This window comes from Pseudomonas morbosilactucae, assembly GCF_023241715.1.
Classification (GTDB): Bacteria; Pseudomonadota; Gammaproteobacteria; order Pseudomonadales; family Pseudomonadaceae; genus Aquipseudomonas; species Aquipseudomonas morbosilactucae.
In genome coordinates, this window is sequence record NZ_JALQCW010000008.1 from 1 (window position 1) to 19963 (window position 19963).

General features: G+C 62.1%; 17 protein-coding genes and 1 pseudogene. 8 read left to right on the forward strand and 10 right to left on the reverse strand.

What is annotated here, in order from left to right:
- Positions 1-13: 13 nt before the first annotated feature.
- Positions 14-298, reverse strand: a complete 285-nt coding sequence (locus M1B34_RS04510; RefSeq protein WP_123328083.1) for a hypothetical protein — start codon at positions 296-298, stop codon at positions 14-16.
- A gap of 440 nt (positions 299-738) precedes the next feature.
- Here M1B34_RS04510 and algB point away from each other — a divergent pair.
- Together algB and M1B34_RS04520 are read left to right on the forward strand one after the other, a co-directional pair.
- Positions 739-2084: pseudogene (algB, locus tag M1B34_RS04515) on the forward strand (sigma-54-dependent response regulator transcription factor AlgB).
- A 10-nt stretch (positions 2085-2094) separates the two neighbouring features.
- Complete coding sequence (locus tag M1B34_RS04520) at positions 2095-3879, forward strand: KinB sensor domain-containing domain (RefSeq protein ID WP_268264541.1); 1785 nt, start codon at positions 2095-2097, stop codon at positions 3877-3879.
- A gap of 9 nt (positions 3880-3888) precedes the next feature.
- On the opposite strand, the gene M1B34_RS04525 is transcribed toward M1B34_RS04520, so the two are convergent.
- The 7 genes from M1B34_RS04525 to M1B34_RS04555 form a co-directional block, all read right to left on the reverse strand.
- Positions 3889-5508 carry an EAL domain-containing protein gene (locus M1B34_RS04525; protein ID WP_268264542.1) on the reverse strand — a complete coding sequence of 540 codons (1620 nt, stop codon included), beginning with the start codon at positions 5506-5508 and terminating at the stop codon, positions 3889-3891.
- Positions 5509-5584: 76 nt separating this feature from the next.
- Entirely contained in the window at positions 5585-6364 is a 780-nt protein-coding gene (locus M1B34_RS04530; protein WP_268264543.1) for an N-acetylmuramoyl-L-alanine amidase, read from the reverse strand.
- Between the two features lie 103 nt (positions 6365-6467).
- Positions 6468-8699, reverse strand: a complete 2232-nt coding sequence (locus tag M1B34_RS04535; protein WP_268264544.1) for a GGDEF domain-containing protein — start codon at positions 8697-8699, stop codon at positions 6468-6470.
- Positions 8696-9574: an endonuclease/exonuclease/phosphatase family protein gene (locus M1B34_RS04540; protein ID WP_123328077.1), complete on the reverse strand. Its 879-nt coding sequence runs from the start codon at positions 9572-9574 to the stop codon at positions 8696-8698. Before M1B34_RS04540 ends, M1B34_RS04535 begins: the two co-directional genes overlap by 4 nt.
- Positions 9575-9587: 13 nt before the next feature.
- Positions 9588-10217: a thiol:disulfide interchange protein DsbA/DsbL gene (locus tag M1B34_RS04545; RefSeq protein ID WP_123328076.1), complete on the reverse strand. Its 630-nt coding sequence runs from the start codon at positions 10215-10217 to the stop codon at positions 9588-9590.
- Between the two features lie 197 nt (positions 10218-10414).
- Positions 10415-11020, reverse strand: a complete 606-nt coding sequence (locus M1B34_RS04550; RefSeq protein ID WP_268264545.1) for a c-type cytochrome — start codon at positions 11018-11020, stop codon at positions 10415-10417.
- A 46-nt stretch (positions 11021-11066) separates the two neighbouring features.
- A complete protein-coding gene (locus M1B34_RS04555) occupies positions 11067-11357 on the reverse strand; it encodes a c-type cytochrome (protein ID WP_123328074.1) in 291 nt (96 codons plus the stop codon).
- 194 nt (positions 11358-11551) lie between these two features.
- Between M1B34_RS04555 and yihA the strand changes: the two genes are divergently transcribed.
- Positions 11552-12196: a ribosome biogenesis GTP-binding protein YihA/YsxC gene (gene yihA, locus M1B34_RS04560; RefSeq protein ID WP_123328073.1), complete on the forward strand. Its 645-nt coding sequence runs from the start codon at positions 11552-11554 to the stop codon at positions 12194-12196.
- Positions 12197-12619: 423 nt separating this feature from the next.
- Here the strand turns inward: yihA and polA are convergent, their stop codons facing one another.
- Positions 12620-15421 carry a DNA polymerase I gene (gene polA, locus M1B34_RS04565; protein ID WP_268264546.1) on the reverse strand — a complete coding sequence of 934 codons (2802 nt, stop codon included), beginning with the start codon at positions 15419-15421 and terminating at the stop codon, positions 12620-12622.
- A gap of 74 nt (positions 15422-15495) precedes the next feature.
- Between polA and M1B34_RS04570 the strand changes: the two genes are divergently transcribed.
- Positions 15496-15783, forward strand: coding sequence for a DUF2782 domain-containing protein (locus M1B34_RS04570; RefSeq protein WP_123328071.1), 288 nt, complete (start codon positions 15496-15498; stop codon positions 15781-15783).
- Positions 15784-15845: 62 nt separating this feature from the next.
- Positions 15846-16796, forward strand: a complete 951-nt coding sequence (locus M1B34_RS04575) for a homoserine kinase (RefSeq protein ID WP_268264547.1) — start codon at positions 15846-15848, stop codon at positions 16794-16796.
- 115 nt (positions 16797-16911) lie between these two features.
- Here the strand turns inward: M1B34_RS04575 and M1B34_RS04580 are convergent, their stop codons facing one another.
- Positions 16912-17832, reverse strand: a complete 921-nt coding sequence (locus M1B34_RS04580; RefSeq protein WP_268264548.1) for a zinc ABC transporter substrate-binding protein — start codon at positions 17830-17832, stop codon at positions 16912-16914.
- A 66-nt stretch (positions 17833-17898) separates the two neighbouring features.
- Between M1B34_RS04580 and zur the strand changes: the two genes are divergently transcribed.
- The 3 genes from zur to znuB are packed head-to-tail and all read left to right on the forward strand — an operon-like array spanning position 17899 to position 19947.
- Positions 17899-18381 (forward strand): zinc uptake transcriptional repressor Zur, encoded by a 483-nt coding sequence (gene zur, locus M1B34_RS04585; RefSeq protein ID WP_123328068.1) that lies wholly within the window; start codon positions 17899-17901, stop codon positions 18379-18381.
- Complete coding sequence (gene znuC / locus M1B34_RS04590; protein ID WP_268261106.1) at positions 18381-19166, forward strand: zinc ABC transporter ATP-binding protein ZnuC; 786 nt, start codon at positions 18381-18383, stop codon at positions 19164-19166. Before zur ends, znuC begins: the two co-directional genes overlap by 1 nt.
- Positions 19159-19947, forward strand: coding sequence for a zinc ABC transporter permease subunit ZnuB (gene znuB, locus M1B34_RS04595; protein WP_268261107.1), 789 nt, complete (start codon positions 19159-19161; stop codon positions 19945-19947). The genes znuC and znuB overlap by 8 nt, the downstream gene beginning before the upstream one ends.
- Positions 19948-19963: the final 16 nt, after the last annotated feature.

Below are 19963 nucleotides of genomic sequence, written 5' to 3' on the forward strand. Positions count from 1 at the left end.
CGAGCCTTGGTGCCTAGAACACCCAACGCTGCTGACGGGGCGCCTCGTTCACAGGCTGAGCCTGGTCGACGGCCATCATGTGCATGGGTTGGGATTCGGCCAGACGACTGCTCACCGAACTGAAATGGGTCTGGGTGGCGTGCTGCACCGGAGTGCGCTCCACCAGTTGCTGGCCGTGCTGCCAGCGTTCGAACTGCTGACCGCCAATCAGCGTCACCAACAGCGCCAGGCTGGCAAACAGCCCTTGCTGCACATGCAGTGGGGAAATACGCAATTGGGCAAGACGTTGGCGATTCATCCTGGAGCTCCTCCCACACTGGTGGTGATGTTGTTATGGAAGCCGGTGAAAGCGCTCCTCGATAACAGGGTTATTGCAGCCTGCATGCCAGCTTCAAAAGAAGATAAATACTCAATAAAATCAATAACTTAATATCTATCGACAGACATGCCCGAGACGCATCCTGCACGATGGCCCCTGGTTGACCGTGCGAAATGCACGATCAGGCCCGCTGCGAATGAGCAAAACTTAAACAAAGGGAACTTTGCCGAGGCCTCGACGGCCTGATCCACACGCGAGGTCCCAAGGGCTTCTGGGCGAAACCCTAAAAATTTCAAACAATTGGCTATTTCGGGCGCAGATACCCAACCGGCGCCCCGGCGAATCAATCAGAATTAACATTGCAACTTGCCCGATTTTTCCGGGACTAAAGAAGACTATTCATTAAAGGAGCCTGGGACATGGAATCAGCGCCGGAAAATCAAGGCCGCATTCTTCTGGTGGATGATGAATCCGCCATCCTGCGCACCTTTCGTTATTGCCTCGAAGACGAGGGCTACACCGTCGCCACCGCCAACAGCGCAGCCCAAGCCGATGCCTTGCTGCAGCGCCAGGTGTTCGACCTGTGCTTCCTCGACCTGCGCCTGGGTGAAGACAACGGCCTGGACGTGCTGGCGCAGATGCGTATCCAGGCGCCGTGGATGCGTGTGGTCATCGTCACTGCACACTCCGCCGTCGACACCGCCGTGGATGCGATCCAGGCCGGTGCTGCGGATTACCTGGTCAAACCCTGCAGCCCGGACCAACTGCGCCTGGCCACCGCCAAGCAACTGGAAGTGCGCCAGCTCTCGGCGCGCCTGGAAGCCCTGGAAGGCGAAGTGCGCAAACCCAAGGACGGCCTCGATTCCCACAGCCCGGCCATGAAAGTGGTGCTCGAAACCGCCCGCCAAGTGGCCAGCACTGACGCCAACATCCTCATCCTCGGCGAGTCCGGCACCGGTAAGGGTGAGTTGCCCGGGCCATTCACGGCTGGAGCAAGCGGGCGAAAAAATCCTGCGTGACCATCAACTGTCCTTCGCTGACCGCCGAGCTGATGGAAAGCGAACTCTTTGGCCACAGTCGCGGGGCGTTCACCGGGGCCAGCGAAAGCACCCTGGGCCGGGTCAACCAAGCCGACGGCGGCACCCTGTTTCTCGACGAGATCGGCGACTTTCCCTTGACGTTGCAACCCAAGTTGCTGCGTTTCATCCAGGACAAGGAATACGAGCGGGTCGGTGACCCAGTGACCCGCCGCGCCGACGTGCGCATCCTCGCCGCCACCAACCTCAACCTCGAGGACATGGTGCGTGACGGGCGCTTCCGGGAAGACCTGCTGTACCGTCTGAACGTGATCACCCTGCACCTGCCGCCACTGCGCGAGCGCAGCGAAGACATCCTGACCCTGGCCGACCGGTTCCTGGCGCGCTTCGTAAAAGAGTATGCGCGGCCGGCCCGAGGCTTTAGCGACGAGGCCCGAGAGGCCATGCTCAACTACCGCTGGCCAGGCAACATTCGCGAGCTACGCAACGTGGTGGAGCGGGCGAGCATCATCTGCCCTCAGGAGCGGGTGGAGATCAGTCACCTGGGCATGGCCGAGCAACCGACCAACAACGCACCGCGCATCGGCGCGGCCCTGAGCCTGGACGAGCTGGAAAAGGCCCATATCGGCGCCGTGCTGGCCACCAGCGATACCCTCGATCAGGCAGCCAAGACCCTGGGCATCGACGCTTCGACGCTGTATCGCAAACGCAAACAGTACAACCTGTGAGCGCCCCCCGATGAAACTGGCGATGAAGCTGCGCACGCGACTGTTTTTAAGCATCTCGGCGCTGATCACCGTGGCCCTGCTCGGGCTGTCGCTGGGGCTGGTCAGCGTGATGCAGATGGCCAAGACCCAGGAGTCGCTGATCCGCGACAACTTCATCACCCTGGACCTGGGTCTCAAGCTGCGCCAGTCCCTGGGCGACCACCTGATCATCATGCTCAGCGACACCCACGACCCCAGGGCCCTGGACGCCTCCAAACAGCACTACCTGCAGTTGCTGGACCAAGGCCTGGCCCATGAACAGCAAAGCCGGGTGGACAGTGGCTTCCAGAAGGCCCGCAGTGACTACCTGGAATTCATCGACGCCTTCGAACGCAGTGTCGAGTCCAACGACAGCCGCACCAAGGACGAGCTGACCGCACGCTTCAACACCCTGCGCAGCGGCCTGATCAATGAGCACAAGCAGGCCCTGGACAACATCAATGAGCTGGAGCGCCAGGCCCACGAGCGTGCGTTGTTGGTGGCGGGGGTACTAGGGCTGGTGGGCGTGGCGGTGCTGATCATCGGCTTTATCACCGCTCACGGCATTGCCCGACGCTTCGGCGCGCCCATCGAGGCCCTGGCCAAGGCGGCGGATAACATCGGCCAAGGCAACTTCGAAGTGACCCTGCCTATTTCCTCGGCAGCGGAAATGAACCTGCTGACGCGCCGCTTCGGAATCATGGCCGAAGCCCTGCGCCAACATCAGGCCACCAATGTCGATGAGCTGCTGGCCGGCCAACAACGCTTGCAAGCGGTGCTCGACAGCATCGACGACGGCTTGCTGATGATCGACCGCCAGGGCCGCCTGGAGCACCTCAACCCCGTAGCCCAACGCCAGTTGGGTTGGGACGAGGATCGCCTGGGCCAGGGCCTGGGCAGCGCCCTGCAACGCCCTGAGCTGGATGAACAACTGCAAATGGTGCTGCGCGGCGGCGGCCTGGAGCGGGTCCCGGAGGACCTGAGTATCGAGGTCGACGGCGAATCACGCCTGCTGACTTATAGCCTGACCCCAGTCAGCCACACCCAGGGCCATATTCTCGGCGCGGTGATGGTGCTGCACGATGTCACCGAGCAGCGGGCCTTCGAACGGGTGCGCAGCGAATTCGTGCTGCGGGCCTCCCACGAGTTGCGTACCCCCGTCACGGGCATGCACATGGCCTTCGGGCTGTTGCAAGAGCGCCTGCACTTTTCCGAGGAGTCCCGCGAGGCCGACCTGCTCAATACGGTCAATGAAGAGATGCAACGCCTGATGCAGCTGATCAACGACCTGCTGAACTTCTCTCGCTATCAGAACGGCCTGCAAAAACTCACGCTGGCCCCCTGTGACCTCGAGGACCTGCTGCAACAAGCCCGTGATCGCTTCAGCGAGCAAGCCCGTGAGCAGGACATCGAGTTGCTGATGGACCTGCAAACACCGCTGCCACGCCTGCACGCCGACCAGCCCCAGTTGGAACGGGTGCTGGACAACCTGATCGACAATGCCCTGCGCCATACCCCCCGGGGCGGGCAGATCCAGCTGCAGGCACGGCGTCACGGAGAACGGGTAATCGTCAGCGTCGAAGACAACGGTGAAGGCATCGCCTATGGCCAGCAAGGGCGGATTTTCGAACCCTTTGTCCAGGTCGGACGCAAGAAGGGCGGCGCGGGGTTGGGCTTGGCCTTGTGCAAGGAGATTGTGCAATTGCACGGCGGGCGCATGGGGGTCTATTCGCGGCCTGGGCAAGGCACCCAGTTCTACCTGGCCCTGCCGCTTTAGGGCGGGTGCTCAGGCTTCGTCGTCGATGCGCCGGGGCGCCAGTCTTCGCCCACGGGTAATCAACTCGATGAACTGCACGGCGCTCAGGGCATGGGCAAACAACCAACCCTGGCCGTAACTCACGCCTTCGCTGCTCAACAGCAGAGCCTGGTCCTCGTACTCGATACCCTCAGCAATCACCTTGAGCTGCAGGGCATGGGCCATGCGGATAATATGCGGCGCCACGCCACTGCTGGCTGCATCGTGCCCCAGGGCGTCGATAAACGCCTTGTCGATCTTCAGGCAATCCACCGGCAGGCTTTGCAGGTAAGCCAGGCTGCAATAACCGGTGCCGAAATCATCGATCAGCACCTGATGCCCCAAGTCCCTCAGGGCCTGCAAGTTGTCGCGGGCCACCACCACGTCGATCAGCCCACGCTCGGTCACCTCAAAGGCGATCTGCCGTGCCGCCACCTTGTGCAGGGCCAGCAGGCGGGTCATGACCAGGCCGATGCGCGGCACCATGACATCGCAGGCGGCCAGGTTGACCGAGATGTACAACTGCGGATTGGCCCGCAGCAGATGCCCCAGTTGCTCCAGCAAACGCTGCAGGACGAAATCGGTGATCTGGCGGATCTGCCCAGTGTTCTCGGCCAGGGGAATGAACAGGTCGGGGCTGGTCAGGGTGCCGTCCGGCCGCCGCCAGCGCAGCAGGGCCTCGGCGCCGACGCAGTGACGGCTGCTGAGGTCGAAGATCGGCTGATACAGGACCTGCAATTCGCCGCGACGCACCGCCCCCTGCAACTCTGCGCCCAATGACTGGCGCTGGCGCACCAACTGATACACCAGCCCGCCGATAAACAGCGACAACACCAGGCTCACCGGCAACAGCCACCACCAGTCATCAAGCATTTCCGCTTGCAGGCTGGCGCGCGGGGTAATTAGCACCAGTTGGTACTCCGGGGTGCGAGTGGGCATCCGGTAGATCAACTGGGTCGGGGTCAATTGCAGGGCTTCGTGGTCGTTTCGCGGCCAGGCATCAGCCGGTGGCCAGGCCTGGGCCAGCCCCAGCACCGGGATGGCCCGGGTGCCGTGGTCGAGTACCACCATCAAGCTGCTACCCGCCGGCAGGTCCACCATGTCAGTCAAATGGCCGCGGGAGGTGGCGACGCGAAAGTTGCCGCGCCCGAGCATCAAGGCCGCCAGGTTTTCGTTGGGCTGGGTGGAGGTGTTGAGCCAGTAACTGTAGGTTGGCCCGCGAATATCCGGGGCTCGCGCCGCCGCCAGGCTGTCCTGGCGCGGCCAGTTGGAACAGGCCTGGGTGGCATCGATATAGGCGGCTTCGTAAATGAAGCGATAGCTGAAACTGACCTGTTGCAGGGCCGCCACCATCTCGCCACTGCATTCTCGCAGCGGCTGGCGCTCCAGCTCGTCCAAGCCTTCACGCAGTTGGCCGAACAGCTGCTCAAGGCGTTCGAGGAAGCGCTGCCCCTGGGCATTCATTTGCTGGCTTTCGCGCTGGCGCGCCTGATGCATCGCCAGCCCTCCACTGCCGACCACCAGCAAGCCCGCACTCAGCACAGCCGCAAGCGTCGCCAATAACCAGGGGCGATGGAACCAAGTGCGCGAGGGCTCGCGAGCGGCGGGCATTATTGGACATCCGAAGGATTACCAATCAGTTATAGCTGCTGATGAAGAAAGCGCGCAGACCGTCGGGCGGGCGTCATTATTTTGTCTGGTTGAGCACCTGCAAAATAGCCGCGCTTTCAGCGTCCGGGGTGCCGTCGAAACGTGCCGGACGATAGTGCATCTGGAAGGCCGCTAGCACGTGGCGAGTCGCTACATCCCACTCACCGGTCTGCGGCGTGCCATAACCCAGGTGCGCCAGCTGTTGCTGGAACCAACTGATACTCGGCAACTGGTTCGCGTAGAGCGCCTGCTGGGCGGCCACTGCCTGGGCATTGGGCCACTGGCCAAGGCCCGCTTCCGCCAGGCGCTTCCAGGGGAACAGCGGGCCCGGATCGAGCTTGCGCAACGGTGCAATATCGCTGTGGCCGATGATGTGCTGCGGCGAGATGCGGTTGCGCTGGCTGATGTCTTTGAGCAGCACGATCAGGTTCTGGATCTGCGCTTCGCTGTAGGGGTACCAGAGGCGCCCGGTGGGCGTGTCGCGGAACCCCGGGTTGACGATCTCGATCCCGATGGAGCTGGAGTTGAGCCAGGTACGGCCCTGCCACTCGCTTTCGCCGGCGTGCCAGGCGCGGTAGTTCTCGTCCACCAGTTTGTAGACGGTCGCGGCCTTGTCATCGCCGATCAGGTAATGGCTACTGACCTGGCCATGGGTCAGCAAGGCCAGGGAGCGTTCCAGGGACGCGGAGGTGTAGTGCACCACGATGAATTGCGCGCGGTTGTCGAAGTTGACCGAGGGGTGGCTGGTGTCGATCCGCGGGCCGCTGGCGCAACCGGCGAGAGCTAAAAGGGAGAAGGCGAGAGCAAGAAGTTTCATGGCAAGGGGCAGTACGCTGAAGACAGTAATGCAACAGTGTAACGGAATGCCCCCAGCCGAACCGGCAAAAGCGCGGCTTGATACAAAATTCGCTGGCTGCCCGTCAGCCCAATTCCACCCGGTTACGGCCGGCGTCTTTGGCCCGATACAACGCCTGATCGGCTCTTTTGATCACCAGATCGCCCCGTTCTCCCGGCTTGAAGGCGCTCACGCCAATGGACACGGTGATCGTCACACGCTCGCCCTTGAAGTGAAACGGACAGGCTTCAATGGCCGCTCGCAAGGCTTCCAGCAACCGGCTGCCCACCGGCCAGGGCGTGTTGGGCATCAGCAGCACAAACTCTTCGCCACCGAACCGGGCAATGAAATCGCTGCCCCGCAGCCGTTTGCGCAACACGCTGGCGATGATCTTCAGCACCTTGTCGCCGGCCAGGTGGCCATAGTTGTCGTTGATGCGCTTGAAGTGGTCCAAGTCCAGCATCGCCAGCAACAGCGTATTGCCGTGCTGCTGCCACTGGCTGACTTCGTGCTCCAGGCGTTCGCTCCAAGCGGCGCGATTGGGCAAGCCGGTGAGGGGGTCGATCAGGGCTTTCTGCCGCTGTTCTTCCAGGTGCTCACGGTAACCCTGGGCCTCCTGCTCCATGCTTGAGACCCGCTCCGCCAGGCTTTGCAAGCGTGTGGCGACTTCTCGCTCACGCTCGTCGCGCTGCTTCTGGTGCTGGTCCATGGTGCCTAGCAGCCCTTCCAGATGACTCTCCAGCACCTGCTTGAGGTCATCCAGGTCGGCGGCTTCCTGGACGCTGCTTTGCAGGCCATCGACCTGCTCGCGAATCTGGTTGTCCATGGCTCGGGCGGCGGAATGGCTTTCGGCATGCCCTTCGCTGGCGGCCTGCAGATTGTTCTGGAAAGACTCCAGGCGCTCATTGAGCTGCTTGAGGTAAGTCTCGAATTCATGCTGGCCACTGTCGGTGATCGCCAGCATCAGCACGGCCAGGTCATCGAGGATCGGCAGCAGTTCGTACCAATTCAGGCCGTGCTCCAGGCGATCGCGCATGGCTTCCGCCTGGGGCCGATGGCGTTCGGGCAGGCTCAGGTCATCCAAGAGCCCCAGCAAGGTGCTTTCGATGTGCTTGGCCACCGAGCTGTAGGACGGTTCTGGCGAGTCCGGCAGGGCGTAGAGCACGTCCTCTTCAGGCTGTTCAGGGTCGATCGCCGCCAGGGCTTCGGCCATGACCGCCGGCAGGGGCAGGCTGTCGAGCAGCGCCACGGACGGCGTACTGCCCTCGGTCGCCGGTGAAGGCGGGAGCAGTTCGTCAGGATTGAGCAACGCTTCCGGTGTCGGCTCCGGGGAGGCCACGGCAACAGGTGCGGGCGGCTCGGCTGGCGGGCTTTGCGCTTGATCGGCCTCGACAACAGACGCTACCACCACGGGTTCGGGCTGCAGCACCGGAGGTACAAAGGCCGTGACCTGCGCCGCCGGCGGTGCTTCCGCAAGCGGTTCGGGGGCTGTCGAGCAGGGCGGCGCGGGCGTAGGTTCTGGTTCTGGCTCTGGCTCTGGCTCTGGGTCGAGCTCAGGCAATGCCTCGATGCCGGGCTGGATCGGAGTTGTAGCCGGCAGTGGGTCCATGACCGACGGTACCGGTGTCACCGAGGCCGGTTTGGCAGGCACCGAATCGGGCGGCGGATCAAACGCAGGCATCACATCGTCGGCGTCTTCATCGTCATCCGGCGATGCTGATGGCGATGGCTTTGCTGCGGGGGTCGAGATCGACGCCGGGGTTTCGCTGACAGCGTCTTGCGAATCTGCCTCACGGGCGCCGAACAAGCGCTGGAGGAACCCGGGGCGGTTCGTCTCCTCCTCAGGATTGTCCAGCACGCTCAGGGCCTGACCCTGCAAGCCACTGAGCTCGCCCAGAAGCAGGGGAATCTCTCGAGCCTGGCCGACCCGACTGTCCAATTGCTTGGCGAACTTCTTCAGCGGGCGGCTGACTTCCCGGGGCAGTGGCAAAGCCTGAAGCTGAGTGACCAGGGCCGTCAGGGCGCTGCTCATCTGATTCATTCGGGTTTCGCGGCGCTGCTCGGAGTCGAGCACGGCTTTTTCCAGGCGCGGCAACAAGGCTGCCAGGCCCGCATCCATGTCGTCGCTACGCACCACGTCGCGCATTTCCTTCATGCACTGGTCGACGGCGCGGTCAGTCCCTTCTGCCGCCAGGGTGCTGCGCACCAAGCCACGGCGCAGCAAGTCGAGGCGGGCATCCCAACGACGCTCGAGCTTTTCCTGTTGTTCGATGCTTTTAAGGTATTTCTCTTTCCAGCGCTGGGCGTCGTCGCTCATTCATCGGATCCGCGAGGGGCAGTGCTCAACACGGGGAGGGCATCGGCCGTGAGCAAACCCGGCAAACGAATCTCTACCGCGACCGGCAGGTGATCGGAAATGGGTTGGGCCAGGACTTCGACACGCTCCAGGGTCAGGCTGGGGCTGAGCAGAATGTGGTCCAGGCAGCGTTGGGGGCGCCAACTGGGAAACGTCGCTTCCAGTTGTGGCGCAAGCAAACCAAGGTCGCGTAAGGGCGAGTGCTCCAGCAGGTCGCTGGCGTGGGTGTTCATGTCACCCATCAATACCTGATGCCGGTAGCCGCCGATCAGCTCGCGGATATACGCAAGCTGCCGGGTGCGGGTTCGAGCCCCCAGCGCCAGGTGCATCATCACCACCACCAGTGCTTCAGGGCCTTCGCCGAAACGCACGAGAATCGCCCCCCGGCCTTTGGGGCCAGGCAGCGGATGATCTTCAATCGCCCAGGGCTTCAAGCGACTGAGCACGCCATTGCTGTGCTGGCCCAGGCGTCCCAGGTTACGATTGAGTTGTTGATACCAATAGGGGAAGGCACCCAGCTGGGCCAGGTGTTCCACCTGATTGACGTAGCCTGAACGCAGGCTACCGCCATCGGCTTCCTGCAGGGCCACCAGGTCGAAGTCGCCCAGCAGGTTGCCGATTTTTTGCAGATTGTCGGCACGCCCGGTGTGGGGCAGCAGGTGCTGCCAACCACGGGTCAGGTAATGACGATAACGCTCGGTGCTGATACCGACCTGGATGTTGAAGCTGAGTAAACGTAAACGGCTATCGGCCGGCAGCCCAGTCGACGTCAGATGATGCTCGTTGACCTGCGCATCATGCAGGCCAACCAGCCGTTCATTACCCCAGCGCGACATGGCGGGGCGCCGCTTACTTGGCCGCTCGCTCTTTGGCGATCAACTGATCGGCCACGCTCAACACGCCTTCAGGACCACCGGCGCTGCCGAGATCGAAGCGGTATTTGCCATTGACAACCATGGTCGGCACACCAGAGATCTGATAGGCCTGGGCCTTCTTCTTGGCGTCCTCGACTTTGCCTTTGACGGCGAAGGAGTTGTAGGTGCTGAGGAACTTGCCCTTATCGATGCCTTCACCCGCCAGGAAGTCAGCCATTTCTTCCGGCGTGGCGAGTTTCTTGCCACCGTGGATGGCTTCGAATACCGCCTTGTGGACGTTGTGTTCGACGCCCATGGCTTCCAGGGTGATGAACAACTGGCCGTGAACGTTCCAGATACCGCCGAACATCGCCGGAATACGCACGAAGTTCACGTCGGCAGGCAGTTTTTCAACCCATGGATTGATGGTCGGCTCAAACGCATAGCAATGGGGGCAGCCGTACCAGAACAGCTCGACGACTTCGATCTTGCCAGGCACCGCAACCGGAACGGCGCTGCTCAACTCAACAAATTGTTTACCGGCTACAAGGGGCTCGTCGGCTTGAGCGGTCACGCCAAACAGGCTGGCGGTGACGAGAGCGGCGCTGAGGATCAGATTACGCATGCTTTACTCCTGAACAATTAGGTCGCCTCGCGCGACCTGGCTTCAGACAGGTCATGGCGGGCTTGAGTTCGCTAGTGTAGCGGCAGACGCCATAAAAAAGGGCGGCCTGAGCCACCCTTTATGTTTGCACCGTCAGATTAATCGACCATTAACATCGCCGCCATCATGCGCCAGCGACGATGCCGACCAGGCGCGTTTTAGTGCAGACCTTGAATGTAGCTGGATACCGCTTCGATGTCCTTGTTGCTCAGCTTCGCCGCGATGCTGCGCATGATCATGGTGTCGCCATCGTTGGTGCGGTTGCCTTCACGGAAGTCGGTCAACTGCTTGACCACGTACTGCGCGTGCTGGCCACCCAAGTGAGGGAAACCGGCCGCTGCGTTGCCCGTGCCGTTAGGCGAGTGGCAACCGGTACAGGCCGGCATGCCCTGGTCCAGCTTGCCACCTCGAAACAGCTCTTCACCGCGAGCCACGACCTTGGGATCCGCAGCCCCGACGCTGCCTTTCTGGCTGGCGAAGTAGGCGGCGATGTCGGCCATGTCCTGATCACTCAGGTTGGTCAGCAGGCCGGTCATTTCCAATACTTGGCGCTTGCCGGACTTGATGTCGTGCAACTGCTTGTTCAGGTAACGCTCACCCTGACCCGCAAGTTTTGGAAAGTTTGGCGCCATGCTATTCCCGTCAGGGCCGTGGCAGGCGCCACAGACAGCGGCTTTCGCCTGACCGGCAGCAGCATCGCCTGCAGCATGGGCAACACCTGTGATACCCAAGGTCAACAGCAGACTCACGATTAATTTGTTCATCAGCTAATCCAACTACGGCTAAGGGTTAAAGAGTTATGGACCGGGATCACTCGCTCATCCACTGGATGATGACTTGGTAATCCTCGGCACTGCAGTCCATGCACAAACCACGCGGCGGCATCGCCTTGAAACCCTGGGTTACGTGTTGCACCAGCGTCTCCATACCTTGCGCCAGCCTCGGCGCCCAAGCTTCCTGGTCGCCCTTGCGGGGCGCCGTGGGTAGTTGGCCGGAATGACAAGCCCCACAAACACGGTTGTACACAGCTTCCGGATCCTGTGTAGCCTGAGCGCTGTAAAGCGGCATCAAGACACCGGCAGCTAGCAGCCATTTCGTCATAAAACGACCTATTCAGGGTTGAGAGCGTGTTGCGTTCTAATGCGCAATCAAGGTCTGTCGCTCTCGTGAACTTCGCCCTACGCTGGGACAAAGCACACACAAAATCTGCGGCATTATATACTGGCGCTACTGAAACGGAAACGACACCGCTTGCCGCACCCATTCTCGGCACCGCCCCTATTCTCGGAAATCCCATGCAACTGAAAAACCCCATCCTCGGCCTGTGCCAACAGTCCACCTTCATGCTCAGCGCTGCCAAAGTCGACCAGTGCCCAGACGATGAAGGCTTTGAAGTGGCCTTTGCCGGCCGTTCCAACGCCGGCAAGTCCAGCGCCTTGAACACCCTGACTCACGCCAGCCTGGCGCGGACCTCGAAAACTCCGGGCCGCACACAGCTGTTGAACTTCTTCAAGCTAGACGACGATCGCCGTCTGGTCGACCTGCCCGGCTACGGTTACGCAAAAGTACCTATCCCGCTCAAGCAGCACTGGCAGCGTCACCTGGAAGCCTATCTGGGCAGCCGCGAGAGTTTGAAAGGCCTGATTCTGATGATGGACATCCGTCATCCAATGACCGACTTCGACTTGCTGATGCTCGACTGGGCCGTCGCCAGCGGCATGCCCATGCACATCCTGCTGACCAAAGCCGACAAGCTCACCTACGGCGCCGCCAAGAACACCTTGCTCAAGGTGCAGGCAGAAATTCGTAAAGGCTGGGGCGACACCATCACCATCCAACTGTTCTCCGCCCCAAAGCGCATGGGCCTGGAAGAGGCCTACACTGTGTTGGCGGGCTGGATGGAACTGGCAGACAAAGGCGCCGAAGAAGCAGAGGCCTGAGAGGGACAAACCTAAAATGGCCTGTGTGGTGAGCAGGCAAGGCAAAAATGGGCGGGAAAGCGGAGTTTAGGGGCCTAAATGAGCATTTCCCGCCTGTTTTTAACGCCGCATGATCGCCACACAGGCAATTTTCGGGCAAAAAAAACCCCGGACTTCGTATGGGGAGGGGGAAGTTCGGGGTTCAAGTTCCGGACCGCTAGGGCGGGGTCCAGATATCTGCCAACACTTAACACAACATAGGAGCATCGAAGGGCTTCACCAGCCATTCAGTAACTCTGAGTCGGCTTTCACTGAGTTAGTTCCGCAGCGCTGCAAAAACTATTGGAAATAACCAATAAAATGTTCTGCGCTAATAGCCCTTCGCCAGTTTTTACCGCGACACCCTGCCGCGGTAAAAACCGCTCAAAGCCCTGCAAAAGCGCGTTAGTGAGCCTCGTCCCAGTTGTTACCCACGCCCACTTCCACCAATAGCGGTACATCCAGGGTTGCCGCACCGCTCATGTAGCCACGGATTTCTTCGCGAACCTGGTCCACCAAGTCTTCACGGACCTCCAGGACCAGTTCGTCGTGCACCTGCATGATGACTTTGGCGTCCAGGCCCGACGCGGCCAGCCATTGATCCACCGCCACCATGGCCTTTTTGATGATGTCCGCCGCAGTGCCCTGCATCGGCGCGTTGATCGCCGTACGCTCGGCGCCAGCGCGTTCCTGAGGTTTGTTGGAGTTGATCTCGGGCAGGTACAGCCGACGCCCGAAGAACGTTTCCACATAGCCTTGATCCGCCGCCTGGGCGCGGGTGCGCTCCATGTATTCGCGAACCCCCGGGTAGCGCGCAAAGTAGGTGTCGATATAGGCCTTGGCTTGCTTGGTGTCGACGCCAATATCCTTGCCGAGCTTCTGTGCGCCCATGCCGTAGATCAGGCCGAAGTTGATGGCCTTGGCGCTGCGGCGCTGGTCAGAGGTGACGTCCTTGAGCTCAACCTTGAACACTTCCGCTGCAGTAGCGGTGTGCACGTCGAGGTTATTGCGGAAGGCATTGAGCAGGCCCTCGTCCTTGGACAGGTGAGCCATGATTCGCAGCTCGATCTGCGAATAGTCCGCCGCCAGCAGTTTGTAGCCCTTCGGCGCGATAAACGCCTGACGGATACGCCGCCCTTCAGCGGTGCGCACGGGGATGTTCTGCAGGTTCGGATCACTGGAAGACAAACGCCCGGTGGACGCCACGGCCTGGTGGTAAGAGGTGTGGATGCGACCGGTGCGCGGGTTGATCTGCTCCGGCAGGCGATCGGTGTAGGTGCTTTTCAGCTTGCTCATGGAGCGGTACTGCATCAGCACCTTAGGCAGCGGATAGTCATCTTCCGCCAGCTTGGCCAGCACCTCTTCGGCGGTGGATGGCTGGCCCTTGGCGGTCTTCTTCAGCACCGGCAAACCAAGCTTTTCGTAGAGGATCGCACCCAGTTGCTTGGGTGAGCCGAGGTTGAATTCTTCACCGGCGATCTCGAACGCTTCACGCTCAAGCGCCACCATCTTGTCGCCAAGCTCGATGCTCTGCACGCCCAGCAACTCGGCATCCACCAACGCCCCCTGGCGTTCGATGCGTGCCAGTACCGGCACTAACGGCATTTCAATGTCGGTCAAGACACTGGCCAGGGTCGGGATCGCGGCCAGTTGCTGGTGCAGGTTCTGGTGCAGACGCAAGGTCACGTCCGCATCTTCAGCGGCATAAGGACCGGCCTGTTCCAGGGCGATCTGGTCGAAAGTCAGCTGCTTGGCACCCTTGCCGGCGATGTCCTGGAAGCTGGTGGTAGCGTAATCCAGGTACTTCTGGGCCAGGCTGTCCATGTCATGACGGGTCGCTGTGGAGTTGAGCACATAAGACTCAAGCATGGTGTCGAACGCAACACCCTGCACGTTGATACCGTTGGCCTGGTCGCCGCCGATGGCGCAGTTGGCCAGGATGTTCATGTCGAACTTGGCGTGCTGGCCGACCTTGAGCAGCTGCGGGTCTTCCAGCAACGGCTTCAAGGCCAGCAGCACGGTGTCGCGGTCCAATTGGTCCGGCACACCGATATAGGAATGGGTCAGCGGGATATAGGCGGCTTCGCCTGGCTGTACGGCGAACGACAAGCCCACCAACTGCGCCTGCTGCGCATCGATACCCGTGGTTTCGGTGTCGAAGGCTATCAGCTTGGCGCTCTTCAACTTCGCCAGCCAGGCGTCGAAACGCGCTTGGTCGAGGATGGTTTCGTACTGCACTTCGACAGCCACCGGCGCCTCGGCTTCGGCAGGCGCCGACTCATCGACCGCCAGTTCCCCCTGAGCCACGCCACTCAGCTCGACGCGCTTGGCATCGCGTTGCAAGTCATCGAGCCAACTCTTGAACTCCAGCACGCTGTAGAGCTCGGCCAGTTTCTCGCGGTCGGGCTCGCCCAAATGCAGGTCGTCCAGGCCCACGTCCAACTCCACATCGACCTTGATGGTCGCCAGACGGTAAGAGAGGAAGGCCATTTCTTTGTGTTCTTCGAGCTTGGCCGGCAGGGTCTTGGCCCCACGGATCGGCAAGGTCGGGACGATATCGAGCTGCTCGTACAACTCCTTCAGGCCACCGTTGACCCCCACCAGCAGGCCGGAAGCGGTCTTGGGACCAATGCCCGGCACGCCCGGGATGTTGTCGGAGGAGTCGCCCATCAGCGCCAGGTAATCGATGATTTGCTCGGGAGCGACGCCGAATTTCTCCTTCACGCCCTCCACATCCATGCTGCTACCGGACATGGTGTTGACCAAGGTAATGTGCCCGTCGACCAACTGCGCCATGTCTTTGTCGCCGGTGGAGATCACCACCGGTCGGTTAGCCGCCGCGCTGCTGCGGGCCAGGGTGCCGATCACGTCGTCCGCCTCTACGCCTTCAACGCACAACAGCGGGAAGCCCAGGGCGATCACGCTGGCATGCAGCGGCTCGATCTGCACCCGCATGTCGTCGGGCATGCTGGGGCGGTTGGCTTTGTAGTCAGCGTACATGTCGTCGCGAAAGGTCCCGCCCTTGGCGTCGAACACCACGGCGAACGGGCTGTCCGGGTACTGCTTGCGCAGGCTCTTGAGCATGTTCAACACGCCCTTCACCGCGCCGGTGGGCAGGCCTTTGGAGGTGGTCAGCGGCGGCAACGCGTGAAACGCGCGGTACAGATAAGAAGAACCGTCCACCAGGACGAGGGGGGCTTGGCTCATGAGCACGATCAACCTTTTCGGCGGGTCCGGCGCTAGAATAGCGGGACCGTTGACGACAAAGGGACAAGGTTATCATGCGCACACTGAATCGCTTGCTGCTGGCCGGCTTGATTGCAATCGTACCCTTGGCAGCGATTGCGGCGGAGGATGCGCCTTCAGCGGATCCGGACGTCACCATTCGCACGGAAGGCGACAAGACCATTCAGGAGTACCGCCAAAACGGTTTCCTGTACGCCATCAAGATCACACCCAAGGGCGGTAAACCCTACTTTCTGGTGCGTGCTGATGGCTCCGACGGCAACTTCATCCGCTCCGACCAGCCCGATATGCTGATCCCGGCGTGGAAAATTTTTGAGTGGTAAACCGCTCTTGACTTCAATTGGCGCTGGCTCGACTGCGGCGCCCGTACTGGCAGTTTTTAACCATGTCTGTGTTCACCCCCCTGGCTCGGCCCGAGCTGGAAACCTTTCTCGCCCCCTACGGGCTCGGCCGCCTGCTCGATTTCCAGGGGATTGCCGCTGGTAGCGAAAACACCAACTTCTTCATCAGCCTGGAACAGGGCGAGTTCGTCCTGACCCTGGTCGAGCGCGGCCCGGTCCAGGAAATGCCGTTCTTCATCGAGCTGCTCGACGTGCTGCATAACGCCGACCTGCCAGTGCCCTATGCGCTGCGCACCACCGACGGCGTGGCCCTGCGGGAACTGGCAGGCAAGCCGGCGCTGCTGCAACCACGCCTGGCAGGCAAGCACATCAAGGAAGCCAACGCCCAGCATTGCGCCCAGGTCGGCGAGCTGCTCGGCCACCTGCACGTGGCCACCCAAGACAACATGATCAAGCGCAAGACCGATCGCGGCCTGGACTGGATGCAGGCCGAGGGCGCGCAACTGCTGTCCCACCTGAACCCTCAGGCCCAGGACCTGCTGCAACGGGCACTGGATGAAATCGTCGCGCAGAAAGTCGCGATCCTGGCGCTGCCCCGGGCCAATATCCACGCCGACCTGTTCCGCGACAACGCCATGTTCGAAGGCACGCACCTGACCGGGCTCATCGACTTCTACAACGCCTGCTCGGGGCCGATGCTCTACGACGTGGCCATTGCTCTGAACGATTGGTGCTCGGACGCTGATGGCGTGCTCGACGGCCAGCGGGCGCGGGCCTTGCTCGGCGCCTACGCGGCACTGCGGCCGTTCACCGCGGCGGAGGCCGAGTTGTGGCCGACCATGCTGCGCGTGGCTTGCGTACGCTTCTGGCTGTCGCGACTGATCGCCGCCGAAAGCTTCGCCGGCCAGGACGTGCTGATTCACGACCCCATGGAGTTCCAGCAGCGTCTGGCCCAGCGCCAACAGGTGCACCTCGCGCTGTCGTTTGCCCTCTGAAATGCATCGCGGGCAAGCCCGCTCCTACAGATTCGTGTCGCCCGCCACCATGGGAACGACCCCTCGTTTGTAGAAGCGGGCTTGCCCGCGAAAAGCGCTGCGCAACAATCCCGGCTTAAAGCTGTTCCAGGCAGCCTGCCAGGTCATTCCCCAGCTTATCCAGCACCTGCTCATAGCCCTGGGCTGTAGCTGGCGTGTACCCGCCCAGCGCATCCAGCTCCGCCAGTGTCACCGGCAAGCCCGCCACCAGGGTTTCGGCCAACCGAGGGCGCAACGGCGGCTCGCTGAACACACAGGTCTTGCCCACTTCCTGCAGGCGCGTGCGCATCGCCGCCACGTGCTGCGCGCCTGGCTGCACCTCGGCGGCCACGCTGAAGACACCGGCATGCTTCAGGCCATAGGCGTCTTCGAAGTAATCGAAGGCTTCGTGGAAGACGAAGTAAGGCTTGCCGGCGACCCGGGCCAGGCGGCTTTTCAAGCGCCCGTCCAGGGCATCCAGGCGCTCATCGAACGTCTTGAGGTTGCTGGCATAACGCGAAGCATTGGCCGGGTCGGCTGCACTCAAGTCAGCAGCCATACGGGCAGCAATGACACGGGCGTTGACGGTGGACAACCACAGGTGGGCATCCAGGCTGCCCGGGCGGTGATCGTGATCATGCTCGTCGGCTTCGTCCGCATGGGAATGGCTGTCTTCGGCAAAACGCCGCAGCTTCATGCCCGGCAGGTCTTGCACCGCCACCGACGGCAGGCTCCGGCCTTTCAAGACGCGGGGCAGAAAGCCTTCCATGTCCGGGCCGATCCAATAGAGCAGCTCCACCGCCTGCACCTTGCGCACATCGGACGGCCGCAACGCGTAGTTATGCGGCGATGCACCCGGCGGCAACAGCACTTCAGGCACGGCGATACCGTCCTGTACTGCGGCGGCAATCAATTGCAGGGGTTTGATGCTGGTCAGCACCCGCACCTCGGCTTGAGCGGCACCCATCACGGACCACGCGAGGATAAAAGCGACAAAAAGGCTAAAAAGTCTGGACACGATGGACACTCGAAGAGGCGAGAACGGGTAACATAATAACGTCTCTCACAAACCTCGTCGCCGCTCATGCCTAAAACACCCCTTGCCAGCCGTCCCCACGACCACTCTCACTGCGTGCACAGCGCACTGTCTGAGGCCGACGCCCTGTGCGCCCGGCAAGGCTTGCGTCTGACGGCCCTGCGCCGGCGGGTGCTGGAGCTGGTCTGGCAGAGCCACAAGCCGCTGGGCGCCTACGACATCCTCGCGGTACTCAGCGAGCAGGACGGCCGCCGCGCCGCGCCGCCCACCGTGTACCGGGCCCTGGACTTCCTTCTGGAAAACGGCCTGGTGCACCGCATTGCATCCCTCAACGCCTTCGTCGGCTGCAACCACCCGGAACATGCACACCAGGGCCAGTTCCTGATTTGCCGGGAATGCCACGCCGCCATCGAGCTTGAACAAAAAACCATCAGCGACGCGATTGTCCACAGCGCCCGCGACGTCGGCTTCGTGGTGGAAGGCCAGACCGTGGAAGTGGTCGGCCTCTGCTCGGGTTGCCAGGGGGCTTGATGAGCACTGCGTTGATCCGCCTCGAGCAGGTCGCGGTGACCTTTGCCGGGCAAAACGTCCTGGATAACATCCAACTCAGCGTCGAGCCGGGGCAGATCGTCACCCTGATCGGCCCCAACGGCGCCGGAAAGACCACCCTGGTTCGGGCCGTGCTCGGCCTGCTCAAGCCCGACAGCGGCAGCGTTTGGCGCAAACCCAAACTGCGAGTCGGCTATATGCCGCAGAAGCTGCATGTCGACCCGACCTTGCCGCTCTCGGTGCTGCGCTTTTTGCGCCTGGTGCCGGGCGTGGACCGCACCCGCGCCTTGGCGGCGCTCAAGGAAGTGGGCGCCGAGCAGGTGATCGACAGCCCGGTGCAAAGTGTTTCCGGCGGTGAAATGCAGCGTGTGTTGCTGGCCCGGGCGCTGCTGCGCGAACCCGAACTGCTAGTGCTCGACGAGCCGGTGCAAGGGGTCGACGTGGCAGGCCAGGCCGAGCTCTACAGCCTCATCACACGCCTGCGCGACCGCCACGGCTGCGGCGTACTCATGGTCTCCCACGACCTGCACCTGGTGATGAGCACCACCGACCAAGTGGTGTGCCTGAACCGTCACGTCTGCTGTTCCGGGCACCCGGAGCAGGTCAGCGGCGACCCGGCCTTTGTCGAACTGTTCGGCAAGAACGCGCAAAGCCTGGCGATCTATCACCACCACCACGACCACGCCCATGATTTGCACGGGTCAGTGGTTGCCGAGGCCCCGACCGGCCACGCCCATGTTCACGGAGAAAGCTGCAAGCATGGCTGATTTTCTGCTCTACGCCCTGCTTGCAGGCCTGGCCCTGGCGCTGGTTGCCGGCCCGCTGGGGTCCTTCGTGGTCTGGCGGCGCATGGCCTATTTTGGCGACACCCTGTCCCACGCCGCGCTGCTCGGCGTGGCCCTGGGCTTCCTGCTGGACATCAGCCCGGCTGTGGCCGTGACCGTCGGCTGCCTGCTGCTGGCGGTGTTGCTGGTGACCCTGCAACAACGCCAACCCCTGGCATCCGACACGCTGCTGGGGATTCTCGCGCCCAGTACCCTGTCCCTGGGCCTGGTGGTACTAAGCTTCATGCATGAAGTGCGCATCGACCTGATGGCCTACCTGTTTGGCGACCTGCTGGCGATCAGCCCCGGCGACCTGGCCTGGATCCTCGGCGGCAGCGCCGGGGTGCTGTTGCTGCTGGTGTCCTTGTGGCGACCGCTGTTGGCGATCACCGTGCACGAGGAACTGGCCAGGGTCGAAGGCCTGCCCGTGGCCTCCCTGCGCCTGGCGTTGATGCTGCTGATCGCGGTGGTGATTGCCGTGGCGATGAAGATCGTCGGCGTTTTGCTGATCACCTCGCTGCTGATCATTCCAGCGGCAGCAGCCCAGCGCCACGCCCGGTCGCCGGAGCAGATGGCCTTGGGCGCGAGCCTGCTGGGCATGCTCGCGGTATGCGGCGGGCTGGCCCTGTCCTGGTTCAAGGACACCCCGGCCGGGCCGTCGATTGTGGTCACCGCCGCCGCACTGTTTCTGCTGAGTTTTGTTCTGCCCCGTCGAGGGGTGTAGACTTGCTCGCTTTTTG